This is a genomic window from Vibrio sp. GJ43-1, from assembly GCF_055808835.1.
In genome coordinates, this window is the sequence record NZ_CM147885.1 from 256,498 (window position 1) to 282,194 (window position 25,697).

Genomic DNA, 25,697 nt, shown 5'->3' on the forward strand with positions numbered 1-25,697 from the left:
CGACAAAGTCTTACTCATGACTGAACGTTTGAGTCTTCTCCCGCGTAGCCCAATAGCATGACAATGACCCTACCGTCACCATAACCACGCCTTGCCAAAATGACGCCCCCAAAGCAACGGATAAGTAAAATGAAGAAAAGACACTGGATAACACAGGGGTAAAATAAGAAAACGTTGCTAGCAACATCATATTGCCGCCAATAATAGCGACATTCCAGAGGGCATACCCAGCTCCCATCACCACCCCAGCAAGCAGTAATATCAGCACAGACGGCAACGAAAATGTCATGCCTTGCTCATCACTGAATGCATACTGAATCCAGAGCACGGTCGCGGTCGCAATAAAAAATAGCACTATCGCATTTTTTCCATTACTCATCACTGGCGTAATATTACAATACACAGCCCAAATAAACGCCGCGGATAACGCCATAAAGTAACAAATAGGATTCGAGGCTATATTCTTCATAATAAGTTCCAGTGACAAACCTTCATCATAAGTAATGCACCAAACCACGCCCAAAAATGCCAGTAGTACACTCGGATATACCATAAGACTAATGCGATGCTTACTCATAATAACCGCAAAAAGTACTGTTAATGCAGGCCATAAATAGTTGATGACCGCCATTTCTATTGCCTGATGTCGATCGTTAGCCATTCCCAGGGCAAGGGCGAGAAAAATCTCATAGCATACAAATAACCCTCCACCTATTAACAAATACTTAAGCGAGAAATCTGTTAACTTTGGCCTCCCCATCACAAGCACTAAAGCCAGTGCGCTGACGCTGTACAGTAACGCAGCTCCGCCTATTGGCCCAAAAAGCTCAGCAATATTACGAGTTAATGCCAACAAACAGCTCCAAAGTAATATTGCCCCAATACCAAACAATGTGTATTTATTCGCGCCCAATCCAGCCATCACCTTTCCTAATATCTAAACTCAGCAACCACGCTAAAAGAGTTATAAACAACTCCTATGCAACTTATGTCGTTTCTATTAACCTTTACCAAGCAAGTGTGACAAATATCCGTCAAATCCTTGAAGATAAAGTGCATTTGCATATGGATGTGGCTAAACTCGCCGTGCATTTTTACTAATCTCGTGACCAACACTTTAACTATGCCCAACTTTTTGTCTATAAAAAACCTATTCCCCCTCATGCTAATCGTGATACTGAGTGGCTGTGTTTCCTCAAGCATTGACCCGTCACGGTATGAGAAAATCACCTCCTATACGCTTATTAATGCTGAGCCTACTCGACTGGACCAATATTTTGAACGTGAAGTCGCCTCGCACTCATTAACTAAGGAGACCGGGTTTTATCCACTCGACAAAGGGCATGACGCGTTGCTTGCCCGACTCGCTATCATTGAAACGGCTCAGTCTAGTATTGATGTGCAGTACTATATTTTTCGAGATGACACCGCAGGCAACCTCATCGCCTGGCGTTTATTTGAAGCGGCTGAACGTGGTGTACGTGTGAGGGTACTGCTTGATGACATGCAGAATTATGATGACAAGGACTTACTGCGATTTAGCAGTCATCCCAATATCGATGTTCGCATGTTCAATCCCCATCACCTTCGCACCGCTCGTGGACTTGCCATGTTAAGTGACTTCGAACGTTTAAATCATCGTATGCACAATAAATCTCTGACGGTAGATGGTGTGGTCTCCATCATAGGCGGGAGAAACGTTGGTAACGAATACTACTCCATCGAATCTAACGTGGAGTTTGCCGACTTAGATCTTCTTATGGTCGGCAAATCCGTCAGACAGGTGAAGCTAAGCAATACGATCTTTATTGGAATAGCGACTATTCAATCCCTATTGAGTGGCTAACCGACGACCAACTGCAATATACCGATGCTGATGTGGATGCTTGGGTACAAGCGCTTGGCTTGAAAGAGAAATTTTCCGGTGGCGCGCATGATTTTTCCAAGTTGCCTTTATACAGTGACTTACTCAATGGCACCATTGAGCTGTACTGGGGTGAAGGGGATTTACTTTACGATCTACCCGATAAACCCGACAGCAAGCAAAGTACACTGATCGATAGCCTAGGCGCCGTCATTAACGCAGGTAAAACATCTCTGGTCCTTATCTCACCCTATTTTGTCCCCACAGAATCCGGTGTGAAAGAGTTTGTCAAAGCAGTAGAAGACGGGCGCGAGGTTATTATTATTACTAACTCGCTAGCCTCAAACGATGTTTTTGCGGTACACGGTTGGTATGCCAAATACCGAAAAGATCTTGTCAAGGGTGGGGTGCAACTGTGGGAAGTCAAATCCAACGCCGAAATTAAGAAGAACTGGAGCTTAACCAAGCAGCAGCCGATCAAGCTTACATACTAAGGCCATCGTCATTGATAAACGAAAAATCTTCGTTGGTTCTATGAATTGGGATCCACGCTCTGCTGACCTCAACACAGAGATGGGTGTCGTCATTGAGCAACCCGAGTACGCAAATAAAGTCTACCTAGAAATTATGAAGGAAATACCTTCCACCGCCTATCAAATTGAAGTCGTTGACGGTGATATCATCTGGGTTGACCATTCCACCGGAGAAAGACTCACCACTGAACCTGATGCCAGTATATGGCGAAGATTTGGAGCTTGGTTCAGCGGGATCCTACCGATTGAAGAGCAACTCTAAGACCATAGGTATCAGCTTATAATGCACAACCTTCAACGCCAACCCAAACGGCGGTTAAGCGTTGGAGGTCAATTGCAGCCTGTCATAGCAACAGGGGATAATGCGTGTAAATACAACGATATCGAACCGTCATAAATCGCCTTTTTTTCCTCGTGTTCAATAGTGGTAAACTGCATTGAAAATGCAAAACCATGTAAGTAGTCCGCAAATAAATTCACCGCGTGTCTCTGTGTCTCATCCACTAGGCCAATATCAGAAATCACTTGCTCAAATCTTGTCGTGAATACCTCAGCAGGTCCATTACTGCGCATTTTTAATAGCGTTTCAAGTAAACCGGGATAATCACTAAGCAATGTCAGGTAGCTCCAACCTAATTCGGTCAGTTCTTCTTGCCAGGGTGCTAACCCTGCAGGCTGATAAATGCCTTCAACAAGCGAAATGGCCACCGCCTCCAACAATTCCTCTTTATTGCTAAAGTAGTAATAGATAGCCATAGCATCAACGCCAAGCTCCGCCGCTAGCTTTCGAATACTTGGCACAGACCCTTGTTGCTGCATCAGTGCCTTCGCGGCGTCTACAATCATTTTCTGACTTAGACCGGATCCGGATTTAGAAGGGCGACCACGTTTCTTTGGCTTGACAGTCATATGAGTTCCTAGCTAAACTTATTTTCTACACTGTAGAATTATATATTAAACCACACCTTTTTCAAACTACGGAGTCTACAATAATGGCTAACATCGTTTATATTGCTACCAGCCTAGACGGCTTTATAGCTGATAAAAACAATAACTTAGAGTGGCTTCACGACGTTCCAAATCCCGAAGGGTCTGATTTTGGATTTGCCGACTTTATGGATCGTATTGATGCTCTAGTCATGGGACGTAATACTCTGGACGTCGTGCTCAGTTTTGATTGCGAGTGGCCCTACTCTAAGCCTGTTTTTGTACTCAGTAATACAATGAAAGAAGTGCCAAAAGGGTACGAAGGCAAAGTGTTTTTAATAAACGGTGATCTTAACGACATCGTCAAAGACTTAAACACGCGAGGTTACCACGACCTTTATATTGATGGCGGCGTAACGATTCAAAACTTCTTACAAGAAGACCTGATTGATGAAATGATTATTACCACCATCCCAATTTTGCTTGGGGGAGGGATTTCTCTGTTCGGTTCATTGGATAAACCAATAAAATTTAAGCATCTCTCAGCGCAACGTTACGCCGACTGCATTGTTAAGAATCGATATATTCGAGTTCAAAACATATCAAATAATGAACCGAAACCCTAGGTAATGGTTTGTATCCTCCCTTTCTTATAAAATCGGCTTTCCATAGAAAGCCGATTTAAAATAACCATATTATACCGCTCGAACATGCTAGGGATTATCGCTGATACAAAAACCCAAAGCTTCTGTCATTACTTCTGGGTTTACTATAGATACATTATTTATTGTAGATACATTAACCTGAATATCTGAGGAAACAGAGCTGGTATAAATAACATATGGCGATACTAGTTTTGCATATGTATTTGAAGGCCAGCCTCCTTCCGACACAACGTTCTCATTTAATAACGATGTTGATAGTATGTCGTTATAAGTGGCTAGCCGCCAATTGTCCCGCGACAATTCATTACGATGATTCAAATAACTGCATATTGTAAGCGAAGCATCTTCTTTAAAAGACGTTATGGAGTAAAATTCACCATAGGGAATAGTACTACCGTCCCATTTTTCACCATAAACCGTACTCCGTTGAGTAGTAGGATTAAATGCAGCGTAATTAGCATAAGTTATCGAATAGTCTGGTAAAAAAGGCAAACCGCTGTTTCGATACCAACTAGCTGGGAAAAATCCTGTTAACAGACTAGATTCAGTATACCCAAACACTTTATAACACGCCCCAAGCCCTCCAGCTACAGCGACTTCAGAAAGGCTTGCACATCTGTCTGTCTGTGTAAACTGAACATACTCCGATTCTGATCTAGCTCCTATTCCTAGGCTTACATTCACTGTAGGCGCAATTGAACTACGAGGAACGGTATAGTTTTTCGGTTTTACTTCTATATACCAACTCCCGTCACGCGGCTCCGTCTTTAGTTCAGCTGAATAAAAAAGAGGTTGATCGATGGATACATGGAGCGGTGCATTGACAACAGGTTGACCGTTTTGATCTTCAATATCGACCCTTACAATCGCCGGAGGCGGTTCAATTCCCCCGGTGGGAATAATGAGCCTGTAATCAGAAAGCGGTCTCAAAAGCGTTAAGTGAAACTCACCACTTTGGCGATAATCTAATTGCAACGTAACCTTAAGCCCTGAGTCATCAGTGCTTTCAATTTCAATCAGACGAGAGCTCGCTGAGTTTGAGTCAAAGGTAAATGTTGCATAACCATCACTGTCTGTAATTTCGTTCTCTATTACTTGCCCACCATATAAAGCTTGGACATTCCCTTGCCCCACCCCTACACCGTTTTGTGTTAGACGCACTCGAACGTTAGTAGGGGTGCCTACCCATTGAGTAATATTCGTATGATTTGAACCATCATCGAATAATAATCCATCAGCAAGCTGACCAACACAAGTGACATAATAACTGGCGTCAGTATCTACTGCGTACTCTTGCAATGTCTCCATATCAAGAGCATAAAAACGGCCTCCAGACTTTTGAAATGCCAAATAACGGTGCATCGCAGGCCAATGATGCTGAGGATGGGAAAAATCAGGATGACGCGATAAATTATCTAACATATAGAGTGGAGGTAACTCTTTACCTAGTTGACGGCAATAAGATTGCGCCGAAGTTGTAGAAAATCCAGCTATAAACGAACGTGGGGTAAAACCTGTATCAACTAACCTAGCGTCGTATGCAATGTTAGCTTGCTCGCTTTCATACACGGTTAAAGGCGCTGTATAGTGACGACTTCCAGTGACTATATCTGCCCAATGCGCTGCTACATTAAGGTCACTAACCTCAATTTGTACTAGCCCCATTCCGTAGGTGCCATTATGATCACTAACCGCAAAGCTTACCGTATGCTTACCTAGCATTGATGATTGAAAAATAAACGTTTTATTCGTTGTATCTGTTGGGCTTTTTGAGGTCACCGAAGCATCAAACGCATCGACACTCACCAACTGGTAGTCATCGCTATCAAGTGATGTAATATAGCTCGATAGATCAACTTCGAATAATTCCCCCTGATTAACGATAGTTGGGAACGTAATATGTGGTGTAATTTCAAAGCCTTTGTTCGCTTGACGAGCCACAGCAACATCAAGTACCCCCATTCGCACATTACCAATGGGTGAAGAGAGGCTGAAGAGAATACGGTCTACCCCCTGGAATCCCGCCGCAGGCGTATATGTGATCGTATTATCGTTAAGATTAGCAATTGCACTCGCGTTCTGATTATACGGAAGCGTCAAATCTTGGGACAACGTGAACCCAGTTAAATCAACACCAAATTTCGCAAGTTCTTCAGCTAAATTAACCGAAACCTGTTGGTCTATTAGAGTCACTGCACTGATGGGAATTAACGCCGTACTTTCTGGTGTTGAGCTCACAGCCACCCTTACAATAGCGGCTGTACTAGGCGGCTTCAATTGCTCAGAGGAGGCAGAATGCATCGATTTACCATGCATTGACTCAATATCATCGTTTTCCAAAGCCACAAGATAACGGAAGTTACATACTTTTGGCTCATTAGCCGAAATACTGAAACTGGTACCTTGCATGCTCTCTACGTGACAATCGTCATCTTCGGAAAGTGATGCCACCTCTTTAAGGTTAAAACGACTTCCATCAGACACTTTCACATGTTCAGCAAGATCGACGAAATACTCTTTCGATAGCGCACCTGAAAATGATGCATCCTGAGCAGAGAGTGTTACGCGCTCAGCTTGAAAACGTTGACCAAAAGAATCATCACTTTTAAATGAAATGGGGGAATCTTCTCCTCCGCAGCCCTGTAGACCTAAGGTGAGAGCAAAAAGGCATGCCACTCGCTTAATGCCTATTATATAATTAATATTCATTGTGTTACTCATAATTTACATATGTAAAAAACACCATTTAAACGTTACACTACCGCAATTCCAATAGCAGCCTATCCGTTAAAATGACCTTAACTAGCGCAATATTCATATACAGGTTAAACGCGGATACGTAATTAACTCACCAGGATATATAAGGTCAACATTCCGCTCCACACTAAAATATAAAGGGTTTAACTTCTCAATTTCTTGAAGGGTTATACCCAACAACCGGGAGATGAAAAGCAAATTATCACCTCGTCTAACACTGTATTTTTTGTGTATTTTCCGACAAATAGGCACTTTGGTAACTTCTGAATCTCTGACTGACGGTCCTTCATTTAAGTTATACCTACTGACAACGTTCCCTTCGTGCTTAGATTCAATGACTGAATGTTTGTTACCTAAAGCGTCACGTCCACTAAACGTGTATCTCATCATCAAATTAAGTGAATATATATCTTTATTCACCTCGCCGTAATTTAATATACCTTGGTAGCCGATGTCAGCTGACCATTTGGGACTCAGCTTATAGATAACCCCAATATTGATTAATGGAGAAGGATCTGGAAATTTATACGCCACGCCTCCTCCTGCATATAGCAAAGCGTAGCTACTAACAGGAAGAGAAGCCTTTATTCTACCAAACACTGGGTTAACTCTTGTGTCTTTATCGCTATCTATATTAAAATCCGCATAACCCAACTCTAGAGATAGACTTTTATATAATTGGTAGCCAAATATAGCTTCATATCCTAACGACTCTTTTTGCTTTTCGACTTCCAGACTATAATTTATGCCTGCACCTAAATAAAAGGGCTGTAATTCTTCCGCCCCTTTAGCCAATAAAGATACCCAAAATAGTAAAATACATAAGTATCGTATATTCATAGCTAGACCCCTGGCGATAACATTATAGTGACCGTGTCAGAATAACGCCCAGACAGCAGCGTCGTTCCATCGACGTCGTATTGGAATAGTAAGTCAAAACTAAGCGAATTGCGCTGCCCAGTATTTCTACCTATAGTACTTACCCTCTCACGTAACACACCTTTATCACTAACCAGATTCACAACATCACAACCTGAGCAAGTTACTTTATATGGGATGGAGATAGAACGATCATCCTCGTTTTCCAATTGATAAACTTGAGACGGCATTGTTAATTCTAGACCTTGCGTAAAATGACCATGCACAGTGAAATAATAACTAGCCTGACCAGATACCTCCTTGTTTAGCGTGTCGTATTGTGCCTCCATTACGCCATCTCCACGAACTTCGATCGAACGTATAAGTGACGGTCGATAATCAATATTTACAATCAAAACATCGTTAACATTGCGGTAAGTTAAAATCCCATGATGTCTATAGTAATAGTGCAAGTTAATTGGTACGATTCCGCTGTAAGTACCCTGTGGTTTCCCCAAAAAAGCGCTTCGTAAATTTTGATCTGTCAAATCAAAAACAGGTCTAAAAAACACAAATGGAGCGGTAGGTACCGCTGTGACAATTTTTTTAGATGAAACACAGTTCTGGCCTTTTAACCTTATTACAGGTGGGGAAATCACTTCATCAGTACAAGGATTAGTCGCGATACTGGAATTGGGTAAAACCGTCGTACTAATACCGACAGTATTATATTCAACGCCTAATAGTGAAACCGGTACGGTTACGCGGCTCCCACCATTGCCAATCAACACAAGTTCAGTCGATGAAACGGGCGAGAAAGTAGACGGAACCCACTCAGTTGTCGCTTGAAGTGCGGGCGGTGTTTGCCACATACTAGGGACCATACTGCCTGAAGAAATCCCAACATTGTTCCATTTAACGCCGCTACTATCTAACTCACCGTGAATGTTAAATGCAGCTTCTGCATTAAAGACCATCATGATTACTGCAAAAATAAATGGATTAATTCGTGATCTCATCACCCGCACTCCTGTGCACCATTGTTTCGTTTGAATAACTGTTATCGTGGGACGTTACTGTTACTTTCAAGTTTTCTGACCGCATGCTAATAGGTAACGAGAGAGCCTTCTCGCGTCCCGAAACCACCACAAAACTTTGGCTACAAGAAACGTTATTAGTGTTTGAACAGGCATCAACGACTAAATTTATCAACGTGTTCCCCTCGTTATTAACAAATAAATGGTCACCATTATTGACTAGTTGATAAGATATTTTGGGATTAGGGGTAGGAATAATATATAATGGTGCGAATCCATAGTTTATTTCTATTCCACTAGCAATACTTTCCCCCTCTTGATAGTGTTGTGGCGCGAAAGGCAGCATGAACATAAGATCACTATCCTCATTGCAACTTGTATTGTGGCACAAGCTTCGTATACCAATATCTTTAGATTCACCTGGCTTCAATACCACTTTAGGATGCGTTATCGATATTTTCCATTTGTCAATATTATCACGTTTGTAATCGGTCTTAATAATATCATCCCCATCCTTAATCTTTATTTCCTGAATAGCGCCTTGAACGAACAACGTTCGATTTTCGTCATTGTTAATAGTGATAATCCCATTTCCCTTTTTATCAGCTATTACGTACATCTTGTCGACGTTAAAAGCAAAGCTATTCGCGGACATAAGAAGAACCGAACACATTAAATTAAACCAAATATTGTTATTGCTTTTCATCTTTCTGTACCTTGTTAGACTTCGCGATTGGCGGATAGTATATTGCACTCAACGAATAACTTTTGTTCGCTAACGATTTAAAGCTATCTATTATTTCACCGTGATTAACATATAAGTTTTCGAGAGTATTACTTACTTGAACAATATATATTGCATTGAATTCACCAAACCTCTTCCTAAAAACCCTGTAACCAAGAGACTCGAGTGAACTTATAGATTTCTCAATTTTTTCAGATATTTCATAGACCCCTAAAAAGTGAGTTCTCATGTCCTGACCATCGATACTAACGTAAATATCTTCAGCATTTTCTCGCATGGGTAAACAGTAATTATTTCCAAAATTCATTTGTGACGTTGAGGAAAAATCATAAGGTAATAAACACCTCTCTTTACCAGCGTCTGTCATTGCATAGAGAGAAAAGTTTAACCCTTCTAATACTGTTACACGGTAAACACCATCAGCCATTTGAGTCGTACCTAAGCAACCCTCACCTATACAGGACAAAGTCGACACAGGATCATCATTTAGATTACTGAAAGCCGAGACGAACGAGACTACTTGACTCACTTTTGCATTAAGAGTTGCTACGGTACCAGGGTGTGAAAAAAACTTAACTTGAGTGTCGCCGCTATTAAACATTTCAACACTTTCCGCGTCAAAACTTGCTTGATACTGATGATAATCTTGTAAGGGTATAAGCACATTATCTTTGTAAAGGATGAACTTACTATTCGTATACCCATTTTTTTCAATGAAAAGAAACCTAGTTCATCTGTATCTTCAAGGGCTTTATTTTTATCTACGTTAACTAAGACATACGAAGACGCGCCTTTATTGGTTACACTAAAAGTCTTGTTAGTTATAATCTGAGAGCTGGATAACCCCATACTAACCCCATAGTGTCCATTGGTAGACGAGGATCCGTTTAGGTCTACCGTTGCGTAATCGCTTCGCCCAGACATACTTAACAGCGCTTCTTGCTCCACTTCTTTTTTCGAGTCTCTTTTATAAATATTGCGTAACTCGACAGAACCGTTAATACCATCAACTGCAAATATGTCGTCTTTTTTTAATGAGGTAGAAACCTTACTAACCGAAGAGTCATAAGTTGATGTACCGCTAATAAACTTAATCGTATCAGAAAGAGGAACACTCCACGTCAAATTAAACGATGTGCTATTCAGAGATTTCGAGTAATCAACATTCGCATTTATTCTAGAATCGAGAAAAAATGGTGTGCTATAACCTAACGACAATGTCTCTTGATTGGAAATATCATCATACTTATAGCCATTTAGATAGTTCAACCTCTCGTATTTATTGTAACTATAAACCAAATATAACGAACGAGAACCACCTAAATTATAAGATGTATTAAAAGTCAATCTCGAGTAATCTAAATCTCCATACATAAACGTCGCTAACGGATCCTCATTAACATCGTCAAGCTTCTCGTATGACAAGTTAAACATTCCAAACCCTATGTTAGAATTGAAATGTCTCGCTTCTTCAAATACATTATAAACAGCTTCTGCTCGAATATCATTCTTTACCCAGTTAAACTGTGCCCCCATTGTAATGAAGTTATTTTCTCCAGAGTTTAGAGCTCCAAGCCCAACAAGTAGAGGCGTTGCGGGTCGATAGCTTAATAATGCCTTACCATAAGCGTCACCTTCTAAACTAATTGAGCGTTCCAAACTATCGAGTCTGGGCTGATAATAACTCTCAGATAGCGTGCTTAAGCAGATAAAAGATAATCAAATTTACCTTTAGCTAGGCCGCCTTTCGAATCATTATAGATTTGATAATCTTGAGAGCTTATCACTTGCCCTGAACTTACTACCTCAACTGTTATCTCATAACGACCAATAGGGAGCTCACTATACCGAATATAACTCTGGCCCTCATTGACGTTTTTTTGATAGATGATTCGTTCATCTCTATATATCTGCACTGAACCGCTCGTCGGAGCATAAAAACTAATAACTTGGTCGCTATTTCGGCCACCCATAAATAGCCGCTTTGAAGATGCTACGGTAAATGAGTCTTGTGGCATCCGAGACGTATTATTAAGAAAATTGGTAGAGTTAACATCAGGGTCAAACTCAAAATGCCCTAACTTAAATACATAATCATCAACATCAAGATGGTAACCTGCTTCATAAAGCCTTCCATCATCTGAATTGGATAACGTAAAATCTGCTTTAAGGTAACCATATGGTAACCCTACGGTGATGTCATCGTTAAGCGTAATGCTCGATTCCTGTTTGACATATTGATTTATATACAAGTCGAATGAGTTTATAACGCCGACAAGCTCGCTTTTAGCTGTATGATAGTTTTGTTGTAAAGAGAAATTATCATACTCAAGAATCTTAGCATCAACGAATAAATAGAGTTCGCGATCATTATAGTTGAACACCCATTGATAAGTATCTGGTTTTATTTCACACTCACCTTGCTTACCTTGGCATCCCCGCGTGTCTCTAACTCCATCGACTAAACCATCAAGTATTCTTTCCCTATATGATTTGTCAATAAAGTTTGATTTAAGATACTCATTTACTTGTTCCAACGCAAAGTTATCATTAGCGTCAATTTTGACTTCGTCAAACTTTATAAGAAATGAAACGGGATGAGTAAAGCTGCCGTCTAGGTTACGAATCGCCAATTTTTCCTGTTGAAACTCAAACATATCCTCAAATCCAGAGGGTAGACGTCCAGCAACCGATAAATCAACGTACGAGAAACTAATTACAAGAGTTAATATTAAAACAGGATATTTTAACATTATATATCCACTCCTAAATCAAAAGCGACCTGACCCATACAAGAGCTTATCGGGTGATTGATTGCCACCTGTTGAAATTTCTCGAATTTAAAAGACACTTGATGATGTGCGGTCTTATTGAACCCATTATCGGAGTTGAAGTTTGGTACTCTTACGACACCCCCAACCTGCAAATTATCACCATCTAACGCTACTCTCACGAAATCGGAATCTAAAGGAATGACAGAACCCACTACATCGCTACAAGTTGCTCTATTTTCCGTTAACGTAAGGCTATATGGGATAGCTGAGATAACACCCAGCGGAATATTGGTACTCAAATTTAAAGTAGATGTAGATTCCGAAAACCCTGAATAATCTGATTCCAACGTTAGTTCTAAAACACGAGGTTCGAAATAAACATCCGTAATCGGCTGAACAAATAATCGTTCCACCTGAATACGAGTGGATAATGGTAAAACCTCGACACTAGAAGCACCCGCATTATTAGCTGCCAAACTATACAAACTAGAGGTTAAAACTATAACTGAACTCAAACCATAAGATGAGGTGTGCATCAGGCCATGCCTCCTTGGCTGAAAAAAACGGGCCTCCAACTAGGCCCGCTATAAACACCAGGCTTATACTGGATTAACCATTAAAGTCACGGTTGCAGTCACTGCTTTATTACCTACTTCCTGTGCGGGTAGTTCTGTTGTTTGTCTCACTTGCAGTCCAACCGTGTTTTTCTCTGAGATTGACTCACCTACACTTATTACCTGTCCGTTGTTAAGTACCTCCAACGTCGCTAATTCCATAGCGTTAGAGCCATAAGTCAATGACGTTGAGTGTATTTCCCAGTTAGCATCCTTTAGTGGCCCGATTGTTGGGGCGTCATCGGTACCAGCAACTTCATGCGATTCGAGCATAAGTTCGTTAGAAGTAAACGTACCATCCAATTGAGCGACAATGTCTCCCTTTAGGCCATTCACTCCATTCAAGCCAGTTATCATCAAGCCACCCTTTGCATCATCTCCGGGCACAGTACCTTGCCAAACAGCCACTACTTGTGTAGTCGCGTTTGCGTACGATGAACCCGCAATGATCATTCCGACCATCGTACTCTTTAAAAAACTTTTATTAATTTCGTTCATTTCTCTATTTCCTTTCGAATTAAACTTAAATTATGTTGACGAACTTAATACGTGATGATCACGTGTTATGTTTTTTCTTAGATGCGCAACACTACTTACTAAATTAGCTTACATTTTCACTCCGCCCCTAAGAGTTAAAAATGTTAATATCAAAAAATACAAAAATCCACCAACAGGGAGAAGGTTTAATCCAGTATTAATATTAATAACACTCAATTAAATCAACTTGGGCTCCGCAGAGCCCTACGAGAAAAGGTGCACAGTAAAAATAAATATTAACAACGAGAATGGAATGTAAAAACACAGCAGAATTTAGATGCCATTCGAAGCCCACACTAGGGATACAGTATCGACATAGGTATAAATCAGAATGCTAAGTTAATGAGCGTTCATAAATAAAAGAAGGAAATTGATCGCAAGAGAAACTACCGAAACTATTTGTCCTTGAATAGTAGATAAACAATGAAGTATCACAAATAAAATGATACAAGGTTCCGAAAGTAGAAGGTTAATTACTGTGGTGTATTTTTGAGGATGAATAAACTATCGAATTCTGAACATCCACCATCTTAGCAATACTGTTGTATACTCCTATGTGTTCAGCTATCGCTCTGTGGTGACGAACTTCAACACTTACATTTATATTGTATATATGGCGTGTCCGACTTTTTACGTTACATTTTAATTATGACAATATGATGACAGTCGCTTGCATATTTTTACCTTCGTATCACAACCACATAATACGCCTACACAGCCCCATATTGTTTAGCACATTACAATAAAAACGTCTTCATCTTCATGATTTTAACATCAGCATCACAATCCCACGCATTGACGTGATCTCATTAATATTAATAAGATCACCCAACGAATGAAACTATCAATAGGCGTTGATTTATAAGCCATTTTCTTCGATAACACTTCAAATGAACAAAATGAACAAAATGAACAAAATATAATATTGAATACTAGAGATCATATTAAAATCACGTCCCTCCTTAAGAAGTAAAACAAATTCAACAAATACACTAGATTATATTAACAAATCATTTATACTAGATTGCATTAGCCAAAAAGCCGTAATACTATTACTCGCGACTAAATGATTGTGCAATAAATTAAAATAAGAGATATCTGCATAATTAGGCATTTAATGAGCATACCACTGTTTACACACCGACTCGTTGGTATATTGCTTGTCTATTCAAAAACGATTAAGGAGGTCTAGTATGTCGCTTGATACTAACAACCTAATTTCAACAATTAAAAATCGCCTTAAAATCAACCGGTTTATAGGCGTACTTCCAGGAAACCAACCGCCGTGTAGCAAAAGTTTTGACACTATAGACGTCATAGAGAGCTTCCGTGCCACCATTGAAGAAATTGCATCTGACGGTAGAATAAACACCGTGGAAGCAAGAATATTAAGAATGCTCTTAGAAAACCATGAGCAAGTAGTTCCTAGACAAGAACTTATACAAAAGTGCTGGGAGGGCCGAGTGGTAACCAGCAGTTCATTAAATGTCGCCATTAAAAAAATCAGAGACTCACTTAAAGGGTCAGATTATGAAGACACAATAGTAACGATCCCAAAAACAGGCTATGTACTTAAAGCCACCATGAAAAAAAATTCATCCCTAAGTGACTTATCAGATATCACTTCAAAGGTATTCTTTACCGACTCAATCCAATTAATAATGTTAACTTTTATTATACTGATATTAACCACCATTCTATTGGCATTTTTTTGGTGGCTATAGTGACTGTATCCAACATTAGAAAACTAAGTTTGATTTTCCCTATTTTCATTGTGTTATCTATAATCTTTGGAATAATGAGCGCGTTGTTTCATAAAGAAGATCTTCATCTACACATAAACCCTTCTTGTACACTAGATGACACTATATTGGACTTAAACTTCGATTCGATGAGTATGAAGATAGAAAGTAAGCCGATTACAGAACACAAAGAAGCAATCATCATGTTTAGCGGTTTTTATCTTAAATATTTTCAAAAACTAATCATTATCGGAAAATTAAAATTCAGGAGTGGAGCGAGCTTAAATGTCTTCACAAAAATGAATATCGTCAACGGTATAGACTATACTACATCGACGGATAAGGAAAAGTGTTTCCACCTATCAGATCTCCATTCACATCCGCAATAATTCCACAAGCAATAGCCCACTTATGCGGAGCTATTGCTGCTATTACTTCTAATTTCCTTTGAATCTGCACTCTAATACACGAAGTTAGACCCGGAATATCTAGACATAATAAAATACCGATAGACTTGCCAACATGCGAGCCACTGCATCTAACTTTATCTAACTATATAGTGTAAGCACCCTCACTTAGTGGCACTCGAAATTAGGACTTTCCTGGTTTGATCAACTCCAGTTTAACCTGATTATTCTCCGCCCATTCAGCCAAATTTAGCGAGATCAATCGAGTTCGTAATCCATTCGTATCTTCTTAGAATAGCCACACCACACGACAACTTGCTCATGTATTCGAAGTACACGGACCGTTGGAAAACTGAAATCGCTCACTACATATACTTGACGATTAAAATCACCTAAAAGGTGAAACATAGGAAAGTGTACTCAATACTGTAAAGAGTCGCTCATAACATCCATAGAGCAATATTCATTAGAATGGGATGACGAGTGGAAGTCGATTTTTAGCTCGCAAACTTAACAAGCGATATACACGTAGGATTCGCTTATGGCTCCATTGCATAATCCCACCGCCTTTTGAATCGTATGCTGGATAGAGTTGCCTCTTGAAACGCCTCAATGACCTTATCATCTCGATGTAGATCTGGCTGAATTACATAATAAATTTCGGGGGAATAAATAATTACCTAAGATCTCACTTTGCGCATCTATTGCTACAATAGATGCGCAAAGTGAGATCTTATCCTTGGGACATGGTCTTTTAGCAATAGCAAACAATGTCATGCTATTATTAAATAAATTTATCGAGTCATTACAAAATGATGAATAAGATCCCAGGATCTCCATCCAAGCCATCAGCTTAAAATAATTTTTCCAAATCTATTTTTTGCCCCAAATCAAATACTTTCAAGTCCGCATAACCAAGTCTAACCGCCTCTAGCTCTTGAGCTTTTAATAAGGCAGACGTCTTGGACTCAGCTAAAATGGCAATATTATAGGTTGGCCTCTTTGCACCATTTTTAAATTTTTGTATGTTAATATAAGAAGAGGTCACACTCCCTTCTGTATTCATCGTTATCACCTTTTGTAAGTCTATGCCAATCACTCGATCAATTTCTAGAAGATCTAGATTTATATCATCTTTCCACGAAACGATTATACCAAAGTTATTATATATTGGTGTAGTGTCTAACCACTTTGTACCCAGTTCTGTAACACGATCAATCTCCATTATTTTTTCCTTAACCAATGGAAGAGCTGATAGCTGTTTTTTTATATTGCCAACACTGCTTCCTATTTTTACAAATCTAATTTTCTTAACTCGGTAATTTCCAACACTATAACTCTTAACAAATAGATCTTTGATCGTGTCATCTTCCACCCAAGATGATATAATCCGCTTCTGAGCCAATATAAACTCATGCATGTCATCTATATTACTCGGAGTTAGTTTTAGTGTAAGTTCAACACCATAGCCTTTAGTTTCAGCATGTGCGATACTGGATAGAAAAGTGACTAATATCAACGTACATTTAATTAGGGTATTCATATTATTTTGTCTCATTTTTATACATTAGTAATAGATTTGATAGAGTATCGATTAGATCGCTTTTATTTAAGTGATCCACGAAAAGAATTCCATCTAGATGATCACACTCATGTTGAATACACGCTGATAAACACCCTTCAGCTACCATCGTCATCACTTTACCTTGAATATCCAAATAGTTGACACTGATTTTATCGAACCTTTTTATTCTCGCACCTAAAACACCAATAGAAAGGCACCCTTCTGAACTAAGTTGTGTTGAGTTATCGATAGATGAATAGCTCGGATTAATCAATATTAAAGGACATTCCTTCTGATGACTGACATCGACTACTATAAGCCTAATATTACTTCCAACTTGAGGGGCGGCTAGACCGCAACCACTGTACTCATACATTGTATTTAACATGTTAAATGCGAGCTCTTCAATGTCTTCTCCGATGTTACTAACTGGCTCAGACATCAATCTTAACTTTGGATCTGGCACTTTATTTATGTCTAGAATTTTCATGTTATACACCTTTTGAGTCATTAAATAGATAACCTTGCATTAATGGTTCGTCCCTTAATTTAAGTTTCTTAATTTTCATTAGATCAGCTTTATCTTCTACGTGCTCAAAAACTAACTTCTGCCCGGATGAAAGTGATGACTCAAAGTTTTTAATTGTAATTAGGTCCTCACCTTTACTGTTATACAACGATATATCCAGCTTGATATAATCCACCAGTTTATGTACTAATAACAATTTTCTCCGCCAGGTTTTTTCTTCGATGATATAGTCATCCAGCGCAATTTTTACTCCATGCTCCCTTAAACGTTCTATGTTCTTGTAGGTAAGATCTAAATCAAGAGTCTTACATAGCCTTTCGGTTATTTCTACACATAGCTCTATCTCAAATGACGTTAAATGTTGTCGCAACCAGATCAATTTTATACATAATGCAGTTTCTTGTAGTTGCCATGGCTCGACATTGATAAAAATATACTGCCCTGGAGAAAAGACAATATAATTTTCACCCAGTTTTATCTGACTTTTCGCGATAGACTCTATCTGATTTAGCAATATCCTATTCATCAAATTCCGAAAAGTATAGTTGTCTATTGTCATTGATAAGTCCAAGCCAAGTTCTGTCCCATTTTTTATTAGAACCTCGTAACCAAAAGTTTGTTCTTTTCCCGTAACTATTCTTTCTAGCTTTATTTTTGGATTTAGTTCAATCAATTCCACGATATAAATCCTTTTGCATGGTTTTTAATCAGTTCAAATACTTATCGATACACGCGCAAGATGATAGTTTGATTAGTATTAACACCTTTTGATAGTAAATCGATACTTTCCTTAATTCCATATCAATTTCCATTAATAATATTAAAGTGCAGTTAGTGTTTAATCGTATCTGAGATGCTCCACTTTAGAGGTGAACTTTTCTTTATTACACTATCCAATGGAAGACACTAAATCCGATTGCTAGGGTAAAACTTATTACATAAACACTGCATATTTTTGTATAACTTACAAGTCTTCGCATGATGCTTAGCACATATTAATTATATATTGCTTTATCTTTTCGCCAGACTACCCTTTCACCCTAAATTTGTTTTCGTACACAGCTAGCGTCGTATTTTAATAACTTATTGAACCTATACAAATACAGAGCCATCTCTTCACTGAACCACCAAAGTTGAGAATTATGCGGCAAAAAAGACTATCAGAACTAAGACACATAAATTGAGATTTGACGACATAAAGTCTTTCCAAAAAACTTGCCCCTGAACTAGGAGCAATTTAATGGACAGTTAGTTTTCGATATTTACGTCTATCGTTACTAATTCATACACCTCTCGGCCCGAGTCGTCTTCCCGTGCGGTTAAGGGGTCAATTACATAACTCCCCCTTCATCGTTGGGATAAAACTGTGGGCCATGGCGATAAAATGTAAGTGGAATTACCGACTGATATCGCCCTCCAGGTAAATGGCGACTATCTAATACTGATAGTTTCGTTTTTCTTACCGTGATTCCATCTTCGCAATAACCTGATTCTTCGAACCCCAGTGCGGAGTCATTTTCAGATACGTCAACATCGCCCAGACATCCGTCGTAACGTTGCACATAGACAGGGAGAGGAAAAAGTGAATCATCATGCAAAGAACGTAAGTGAATATAAAATACTTTCCCTTTACCATACTGAATCAACTCTTCGTCACTAGGCGTTCTAACTGACCTAATCCCCGTCACAGAAAATCGACTAGAATGCAAGTTTACAAAGTCACTGCCGTTTAAAGTGCTATCTATAACCAATTCGTCGTGCAGTGTTAGGTGACGATCTACATCATCTTCATCAGGTGGCGTAATACTTAGATAAGCAATAATAGATTCTATAGCTCAGATAATCTCTTGACTCCTCTTCAGACAGTCCAACTGTCACCCCTCTCATTCCACTATTATAACTAAAACTTTTCAATTTTATTTCACCAGTCTCTGAATCGATTTCTGCATATTCCCTTTCTCCACTATTAGCAAAGTAAAACGTCCTTGCACCAATTTTTTCTGGCAATGTTAGCGAATGTTTTTTCTTCGGGTAAAATGCTACCGATTCAGTTACAGTAGTAAAGCCTGGATGGTCAGACTTATTAATCACTCCGTTGAGTGTTATATCTGACTTTCTATAGTTTCTCGATTCCACAGTCGCCACGACTGTATATTCACTCTACATGAAGTACCTCAATCTCACCCGTACTAGGATCGACTAGTTTAACATTTGGATCTTGACTATAGGACAGTTCAAAACTAGTTTCGAACAAGTCAAGTCCAAAATCAAACTCTGGTAATACTCGTCGCGCAACGGAAAAGTCCACTGTCGGATATTCTCCTATTACTGGATTACTCGCCTTTTCTACATTTATACTATATCTTACTTCCTGTGCTTCTGTTTCGTCACTACCGTTATCATTTACAACAATCGTAACCCTACCTGAATTAAGCACTTTTGCTATACCAGTGGTTTCATCAAGCTCGACAACATCTATCGGGGACTCGGGGCTCAATGAAAATCTTAGTTCTCCAGCTACCCCCGTAATTTCCGGTGGAGTTAGGAATATATCCAAGCTTGGTTGCCACATTGTATTAATTTCACTTTGTGATAAATGCAACTGGCTGTTACGCTTTGATATATAAACATGGACATTTTTGGGCTCTGATGCATAGAAGTTCCTAGACTCTATTAAACGTAGTGACAAATCAACGTGTCCATGAGATAGGATATTTACAGCGCTATCACTAATCCTTTCTAAAATACCGTCATTTGATAAAGAGACAATCTCGATGTAATCACCTGGGTCATTTAGATCTTCAAATAATTCATTAAAATCGAACGATGAATTATCATAATATAGATTAATATCTCGAACATTAATCTCTCTATCAGTTGACTTATCTACATCTATATAAATACGTCCGTCTAGTGGCTCGTAGTTTTCGCCACCATCATCTCTCACTAACAACGTATACTGACCTGAGTTTTTGAGAAAGATACTCCCGTTTCTAAGCTCTATATCTCCGTTTAGTTCATTATTGTTCAATAAATATAATTGACCTTTCTGTCCGGCCACGGTAAATGGTATATTTAAACCTTCACGATAGGTAAGATCAATATCGTCATCACTTAGTCCAGGATGAGTGGCCTTTATTATATTAATAGAAAACGTAGTCTGGGAGGAACGAAAATTTCTTGAGATTGGATCGACAGCCTTAATCAGTGCATAGCCCGCATTATTAATTTTCAGTCTATTAGTGTCCTGATCTAACTCTACAGAATGAGAACCTTGTAAAATCTCAAACTCTAACTCACCCTCTAAGTTATTTACAATCAACTCGATCAGCTTCCCTTCATAGAAAGAAGTAGTGACATCGTTAATAATTAAGTTTTCTCTATTCGATTTATAGACCGTTACTGAGAATGATGTGGCCTTTTCAATTATATCTCCGCCTGGCTCTCTATGGTCAGCGACTACCTGTACAATAGCAGTTCCCGAATTCAAGACTAACATAGTTCCATCATCTTGAGACAAAATCTCTACAACATCGTCGTCTGGCGTCGAACTTAATACCCGAAACCTGAGATTTTCAACTTGTAACGTATCTAATCTTCGAGGCTGTATAGTGAGTCCTTCATCATAGTTAACGGTAAGCGATGCAAACGATATTTGGCCTGTTGTACCTTCATTGACGACTACTTTTATGACGACCGAGGCACTATTAAAAAATTGGTTTCCTGAATCGGTAATTTTAATGTCTACCTCTCCCAATCCTCCTCTTGCTGTGACTGAGCCCTCTTCATCTAAGTCTATCACCCCTTCATTTCCGCCGATAATTTCGAATGTTAGATCACCGACATTCCCCCTTACAGATAATCGAACAGGGTTAGTTTGACTTGGATTGATGTATAAGTCAGTAGCTCTAAGTGTTGTATTTTCCCCTCTATCAATTTGTATATTAAACTCTGCCTCTGATGTCTCATACTCATCGCTAACGTCAGTAGCTTTTATAACAGCATGACCCGGGCGAACCACTGATATTTGATTATTTTCTGCGGAGATGATGATGGGTGGAGGTGTTGTTGAAGAAACTATTTCGAACTTTAATTCACCGTAAAGGTCAATACTATCAATGTTAATCACCTCTCCCAACACTCTATATTCCGTGTACACATCAAATACTTCTAATTCGACCCTTGGCTTTTTATCTATAATTTCAACACGGACACTAGGGCTATCAGAATCCCCCCACAACCGCTTAACAGTGCTGCAATGATTAAAATAAGTAATAAACCTGCATACTTTGAAATAAAAATAAATCTGGAGACAACAAGATGCAATAACACAGTTCCATTTGACTTCATTAACTTTATCTTTGACATCACATCAACTCCTTTAAACGCATCATCTCGACTCATTACGAAAACACTTCTCATCACTTTTAAAATTTCGAATTCATCAATGTTTTCACCATCGATAAACAAAACAACACCACCACACATTTGAAATTTACTCTCTTTCCGCAGGTAAATACAGTCACGATAGGTGTTATTAATATTAATAACAAATTAATAAAGGTTCTCGCCTCGCGATAATATTAATAATAATCAGCATGGCTGCTTAACACTTGTCATATCAAATAAAACACGTATAAAATTAAAAAAAACAAAAGGGAGAGAAGAACATGATACCAGATAATCTAGATGTTATATTCTTAGCAACCGTACTCGTGACCGTATGCTACCACTGGAATTACACGTGGAACGACGTATTTCATAAAGTAACCTACTACATTAACTAAATGGCGTATAATCCATAATATGGACCATATAAGAGCCTAAAATTTAGCAAGGATTTACTATGGCAGATGGAAAATCAAAGCCAAACGTCTTCAGTTGGCAGACTATCTTGTTACATTGGGCAGTTGGACTCCTTTTTATCGTAGTGCTCTCTATCGGGAAGTATATGATAGGACTTCCCATTACCCCTGAAAAGGGAGAGTGGATTGCGCGGCATAAATCATTAGGCTCTCTTATTTTAGTAATAGCTTTAACCCGAGTTGCATGGCGTTTTAAGGAAGGACAAATTCAACCAATTTACCAAATTCCACAATGGCAGAGTATAGCTATAATGGTAGTGCATAGCTGTTTATTAGTCACCACTCTTGTTATGCCCTTATCTGGTATTGCCATGACGTTGGCAGGTGGGCATGATTTAAGTATTTTTGGTCAAGTAATAATATCAGGTAGTGATAAACATGAATGGTTAGCGAGTATAAATTATAAAATTCACCACTTTAGTGTAGATATATTTATAGTGGTATTGACGCTACATATATTAGGCTCATTGAAACATCAATTTATCGATAAAGACGGAACTATCGCTCGGATGCTCAGATTTAAATAAAATATTCGGTTAATATTGATCGGTTTGGAAGAAACTATTAGTTTTATTTTATAGTGGTCAAATTTCCTTTAAAGGGCGCTTACCATCGCAAGCGCCTTTTTCTAAATCATATAAAGGGCTACTGCCATGGTTACTCCACCGATGATCTTCCCTCGCAAGCTTGCGATACTGAGTGGGAGTGACACCAATATACGTTTGAAAAGTTTCGTAGAAACGACTACTCGAGTTAAAACCAACGGTCAACGAGACATCGAGTATGGTTCGGTCGGTATCGCTTAATAGCGCACGTGCATGATTAATGCGCATAGCGGTTATGTATTGCTTAATCGTCATCTGCATGGTGCGTTGAAACACGTTCATGGCGTAGTTAGCATGCAGGCCGATATGCTCCGCAATATCTTTAATCGTTAGAGGCTGATTATGATGTGTAGCAATGTATTCCAACATTTGACTCACGTAGAATTGCGAGTGCTTAGATACGCCTTTATTGGTCGATTTATCTTGTCTATTGATAAGCAATTGTTGCCAGCCATCTAGACAAACTCGTTTTAGCATCAACCCGATTTCATCAATCGCCAATTGCTGGCGGCTTTCGGATGGGTGATTCATTTCTTCTGCCCAACGAGCAATCTCAAATTCACTGATCAGCGAAGCTGAATTAGATTGTAATACGCTACCATGAGTGATTTGGTTTACTAAGTCTCGGCTTAGCGTCCAAGACATAAAATGGTGAATAGGAATATTGATGATACCCATGTTATGGCTTTGACCCGGGTTTGTCAGCCGATGCGGGACGGAGGCCCAAAACACACCGATCGTGCCACTTTTGACGACAACAGGACTACCATTAATGATGTATTCCACATCATCCCCAAAAGGAATATTCACCTCTACTTGCCCATGCCAATGGTAACCCGGCATAGAATGGGGTGGCCGCAATTCAATATCAATTTCCTCATAAGAAGAATAAAGCGACAGAGGACTGACTGAAACCGTATCTGAAGAATACTGGTCTTGAGCGATCACTTTAAGGGCATCTTGGTCGTACTGTTGCATTTATCAATCCTTAGGAAGCTGTATAAAAGAATCTTAACCAGTGACTAAAAATAAAACTCTGAAGGTGATCATAGAGCGGAACACCCCTAATTCATAAGATCTTGTTTATGTGATTAAAGTCAGTATGTTAACTGAAAATACACAGCTATTTCACCCGTACTATCCGCAAAAACAACAAAGTTATCCTGTTTCCTAAGATTTTAATTTTTCCACGTTTAAATATTAGTAAATGGGAGAGTGATTGGTTTATCTGAGACGAATTCCCCCTTGCGCAAGGTGTACCTTATCTCCATCGAAACAGAACGTTAAGAGATAGGATTCAACTATGAAAACCCCTAAAATTACCTTCATCGGTGCTGGCTCCACCATTTTCGTTAAAAACATTCTGGGTGATGTCTTTCACAAGCCTGCGCTTAAACAAGCACAAATCGCATTGATGGATATCGATGAACTGCGTCTAGAAGAATCTCACCTAGTCGTTAGTAAGCTCATGGAGTCAGCAGGAGCCACAGGCACCATCACCTGTCACCTTAACCAAAAAGAAGCGCTAAAAAACGCGGACTTTGTAGTGATTGCTTTCCAAATTGGTGGCTATGAACCCTGTACGGTCATCGACTTTGACGTCTGCAAACGCCACGGCTTAGAGCAGACCATTGCCGACACATTAGGCCCTGGCGGCATTATGCGATCGCTACGTACCATTCCCCACCTCTGGAGTGTATGTGAAGACATGACAGAAGTATGTCCAGATGCCACCATGTTGAATTACGTCAACCCAATGGCGATGAATACGTGGGCGATGTATGAAAAGTACCCCCATATTAAGCAAGTTGGTCTGTGCCATTCCGTACAAGGAACCGCCGAAGAGCTTGCCCGTGATTTGGATATCGATTATGCCGATCTGCGCTACACCTGTGCTGGCATTAACCACATGGCTTATTACCTGACTTTAGAGAAAAAAACACCGCAAGGTGACTACGTCGACATCTATCCCGATCTTCTTGAAGCGTTTGAAAGTGGCAAAGCACCAAAACCTGGCCTTCACCACAACGGGCGCTGCACAAACCTCGTTCGCTACGAAATGTTTAAGAAGCTTGGCTACTTTGTCACAGAGTCATCGGAACATTTTTCTGAATACACGCCATATTTTATCAAACCAAATCGCCCAGATTTAATAGAACGTTATAAAGTGCCACTTGATGAATATCCTAAACGTTGTGTAGAACAAATTGCTGATTGGAAACAAGACTTACAAGCCTTTAAGAACGCGGATCAAATTGTGGTTCAAGAATCGCATGAGTACGCGAGCACAATTATGAACTCTATTTTGACAGGTGCACCAAGCGTAATTTACGGCAACGTAAAAAATGAAGCCTTAATCGACAACCTACCTCAAGGCTGTTGTGTTGAAGTCGCGTGTTTGGTGGATGCGAACGGCGTTCAACCACTAAAAGCGGGTCGCCTACCAAACCACTTAGCGGCGTTGATGCAAACCAACATCAATGTTCAAACTCTATTAACAGAAGCGATTCTTACCGAGAATCGCGACCGAATTTACCATGCTGCGCTGCTTGATCCTCACACCGCAACCGTACTTGGGCTAGAAGAGATATATGCACTGGTTGATGACCTCATCGACGCTCATGGCGATTGGTTGCCAAGTTGGGTTCATCAGTAATGTCATTTCAAAAATAAT

22 protein-coding genes and 1 pseudogene are annotated in these 25,697 nt (G+C 39.5%); 5 read left to right on the forward strand and 18 right to left on the reverse strand.

What is annotated here, in order from left to right; all coding sequences use genetic code 11:
- Positions 1–10: 10 nt before the first annotated feature.
- Complete coding sequence (gene yddG, locus AC0L66_RS18455; protein ID WP_473570299.1) at positions 11–922, reverse strand: aromatic amino acid DMT transporter YddG; 912 nt, start codon at positions 920–922, stop codon at positions 11–13.
- Positions 923–1,123: 201 nt separating this feature from the next.
- On the opposite strand from yddG, the pseudogene AC0L66_RS18460 reads away from it, so the two are divergent.
- Positions 1,124–2,659, forward strand: a pseudogene (locus tag AC0L66_RS18460) (phospholipase D family protein).
- 68 nt (positions 2,660–2,727) lie between these two features.
- Here AC0L66_RS18460 and AC0L66_RS18465 read toward each other — a convergent pair.
- A complete protein-coding gene (locus tag AC0L66_RS18465; protein WP_265675457.1) occupies positions 2,728–3,306 on the reverse strand; it encodes a TetR/AcrR family transcriptional regulator in 579 nt (192 codons plus the stop codon).
- Positions 3,307–3,389: 83 nt separating this feature from the next.
- On the opposite strand from AC0L66_RS18465, the gene AC0L66_RS18470 reads away from it, so the two are divergent.
- Positions 3,390–3,950 carry a dihydrofolate reductase family protein gene (locus AC0L66_RS18470; protein ID WP_473570300.1) on the forward strand — a complete coding sequence of 187 codons (561 nt, stop codon included), beginning with the start codon at positions 3,390–3,392 and terminating at the stop codon, positions 3,948–3,950.
- Positions 3,951–4,037: 87 nt separating this feature from the next.
- Here AC0L66_RS18470 and AC0L66_RS18475 read toward each other — a convergent pair whose 3' ends face one another.
- The 9 genes from AC0L66_RS18475 to AC0L66_RS18515 all read right to left on the reverse strand — a co-directional run bounded on the left by AC0L66_RS18475 (position 4,038) and on the right by AC0L66_RS18515 (position 13,272).
- The gene (locus AC0L66_RS18475) at positions 4,038–6,710 is read right to left on the reverse strand and encodes a hypothetical protein (RefSeq protein ID WP_473570302.1); all 2,673 of its coding nucleotides are present in this window, start codon (positions 6,708–6,710) and stop codon (positions 4,038–4,040) included.
- A gap of 93 nt (positions 6,711–6,803) precedes the next feature.
- The gene (locus AC0L66_RS18480) at positions 6,804–7,586 is read right to left on the reverse strand and encodes an outer membrane beta-barrel protein (RefSeq protein WP_473570304.1); all 783 of its coding nucleotides are present in this window, start codon (positions 7,584–7,586) and stop codon (positions 6,804–6,806) included.
- A gap of 2 nt (positions 7,587–7,588) precedes the next feature.
- Complete coding sequence (locus AC0L66_RS18485; RefSeq protein WP_473570306.1) at positions 7,589–8,623, reverse strand: hypothetical protein; 1,035 nt, start codon at positions 8,621–8,623, stop codon at positions 7,589–7,591.
- Complete coding sequence (locus tag AC0L66_RS18490; protein ID WP_473570307.1) at positions 8,607–9,347, reverse strand: fimbrial biogenesis chaperone; 741 nt, start codon at positions 9,345–9,347, stop codon at positions 8,607–8,609. Before AC0L66_RS18490 ends, AC0L66_RS18485 begins: the two co-directional genes overlap by 17 nt.
- Positions 9,334–9,987 (reverse strand): CS1-pili formation C-terminal domain-containing protein, encoded by a 654-nt coding sequence (locus AC0L66_RS18495; RefSeq protein ID WP_473570309.1) that lies wholly within the window; start codon positions 9,985–9,987, stop codon positions 9,334–9,336. Before AC0L66_RS18495 ends, AC0L66_RS18490 begins: the two co-directional genes overlap by 14 nt.
- Positions 9,933–11,045 (reverse strand): hypothetical protein, encoded by a 1,113-nt coding sequence (locus AC0L66_RS18500; RefSeq protein ID WP_473570311.1) that lies wholly within the window; start codon positions 11,043–11,045, stop codon positions 9,933–9,935. Before AC0L66_RS18500 ends, AC0L66_RS18495 begins: the two co-directional genes overlap by 55 nt.
- A 41-nt stretch (positions 11,046–11,086) precedes the next feature.
- Positions 11,087–12,139: a TcfC E-set like domain-containing protein gene (locus tag AC0L66_RS18505; RefSeq protein ID WP_473570312.1), complete on the reverse strand. Its 1,053-nt coding sequence runs from the start codon at positions 12,137–12,139 to the stop codon at positions 11,087–11,089.
- Positions 12,139–12,696 (reverse strand): hypothetical protein, encoded by a 558-nt coding sequence (locus AC0L66_RS18510; RefSeq protein ID WP_473570313.1) that lies wholly within the window; start codon positions 12,694–12,696, stop codon positions 12,139–12,141. Before AC0L66_RS18510 ends, AC0L66_RS18505 begins: the two co-directional genes overlap by 1 nt.
- A 63-nt stretch (positions 12,697–12,759) precedes the next feature.
- Positions 12,760–13,272 carry a hypothetical protein gene (locus AC0L66_RS18515; protein ID WP_473570314.1) on the reverse strand — a complete coding sequence of 171 codons (513 nt, stop codon included), beginning with the start codon at positions 13,270–13,272 and terminating at the stop codon, positions 12,760–12,762.
- A 1,232-nt stretch (positions 13,273–14,504) separates the two neighbouring features.
- Between AC0L66_RS18515 and AC0L66_RS18520 the strand changes: the two genes are divergently transcribed.
- Positions 14,505–15,035 carry a winged helix-turn-helix domain-containing protein gene (locus AC0L66_RS18520; RefSeq protein ID WP_473570316.1) on the forward strand — a complete coding sequence of 177 codons (531 nt, stop codon included), beginning with the start codon at positions 14,505–14,507 and terminating at the stop codon, positions 15,033–15,035.
- A 1,278-nt stretch (positions 15,036–16,313) separates the two neighbouring features.
- Here the strand turns inward: AC0L66_RS18520 and AC0L66_RS18525 are convergent.
- From AC0L66_RS18525 to AC0L66_RS18550, 6 genes are all read right to left on the reverse strand, one after another.
- Positions 16,314–17,003: a hypothetical protein gene (locus tag AC0L66_RS18525; protein ID WP_473570317.1), complete on the reverse strand. Its 690-nt coding sequence runs from the start codon at positions 17,001–17,003 to the stop codon at positions 16,314–16,316.
- Position 17,004: 1 nt separating this feature from the next.
- Entirely contained in the window at positions 17,005–17,514 is a 510-nt protein-coding gene (gene def, locus AC0L66_RS18530) for a peptide deformylase (RefSeq protein ID WP_473570319.1), read from the reverse strand.
- 1 nt (position 17,515) lies between these two features.
- Positions 17,516–18,232, reverse strand: a complete 717-nt coding sequence (locus AC0L66_RS18535) for an EAL domain-containing protein (protein WP_473570321.1) — start codon at positions 18,230–18,232, stop codon at positions 17,516–17,518.
- 652 nt (positions 18,233–18,884) lie between these two features.
- On the reverse strand, positions 18,885–19,241 hold the full coding sequence (locus tag AC0L66_RS18540) for a hypothetical protein (protein WP_473570323.1): 357 nt from the start codon (positions 19,239–19,241) through the stop codon (positions 18,885–18,887).
- Between the two features lie 467 nt (positions 19,242–19,708).
- Positions 19,709–21,682, reverse strand: a complete 1,974-nt coding sequence (locus AC0L66_RS18545; protein WP_473570324.1) for a hypothetical protein — start codon at positions 21,680–21,682, stop codon at positions 19,709–19,711.
- A gap of 65 nt (positions 21,683–21,747) precedes the next feature.
- On the reverse strand, positions 21,748–22,041 hold the full coding sequence (locus AC0L66_RS18550; protein WP_473570326.1) for a hypothetical protein: 294 nt from the start codon (positions 22,039–22,041) through the stop codon (positions 21,748–21,750).
- 358 nt (positions 22,042–22,399) lie between these two features.
- On the opposite strand from AC0L66_RS18550, the gene AC0L66_RS18555 reads away from it, so the two are divergent.
- Complete coding sequence (locus AC0L66_RS18555) at positions 22,400–22,945, forward strand: cytochrome b (RefSeq protein WP_473570328.1); 546 nt, start codon at positions 22,400–22,402, stop codon at positions 22,943–22,945.
- Positions 22,946–23,002: 57 nt separating this feature from the next.
- Here AC0L66_RS18555 and melR read toward each other — a convergent pair whose 3' ends face one another.
- Positions 23,003–24,001, reverse strand: coding sequence for a transcriptional regulator MelR (gene melR / locus AC0L66_RS18560; RefSeq protein ID WP_473570330.1), 999 nt, complete (start codon positions 23,999–24,001; stop codon positions 23,003–23,005).
- 325 nt (positions 24,002–24,326) lie between these two features.
- Between melR and melA the strand changes: the two genes are divergently transcribed.
- Positions 24,327–25,679 (forward strand): alpha-galactosidase, encoded by a 1,353-nt coding sequence (gene melA / locus AC0L66_RS18565; protein WP_473570332.1) that lies wholly within the window; start codon positions 24,327–24,329, stop codon positions 25,677–25,679.
- Positions 25,680–25,697 lie beyond the last annotated feature (18 nt).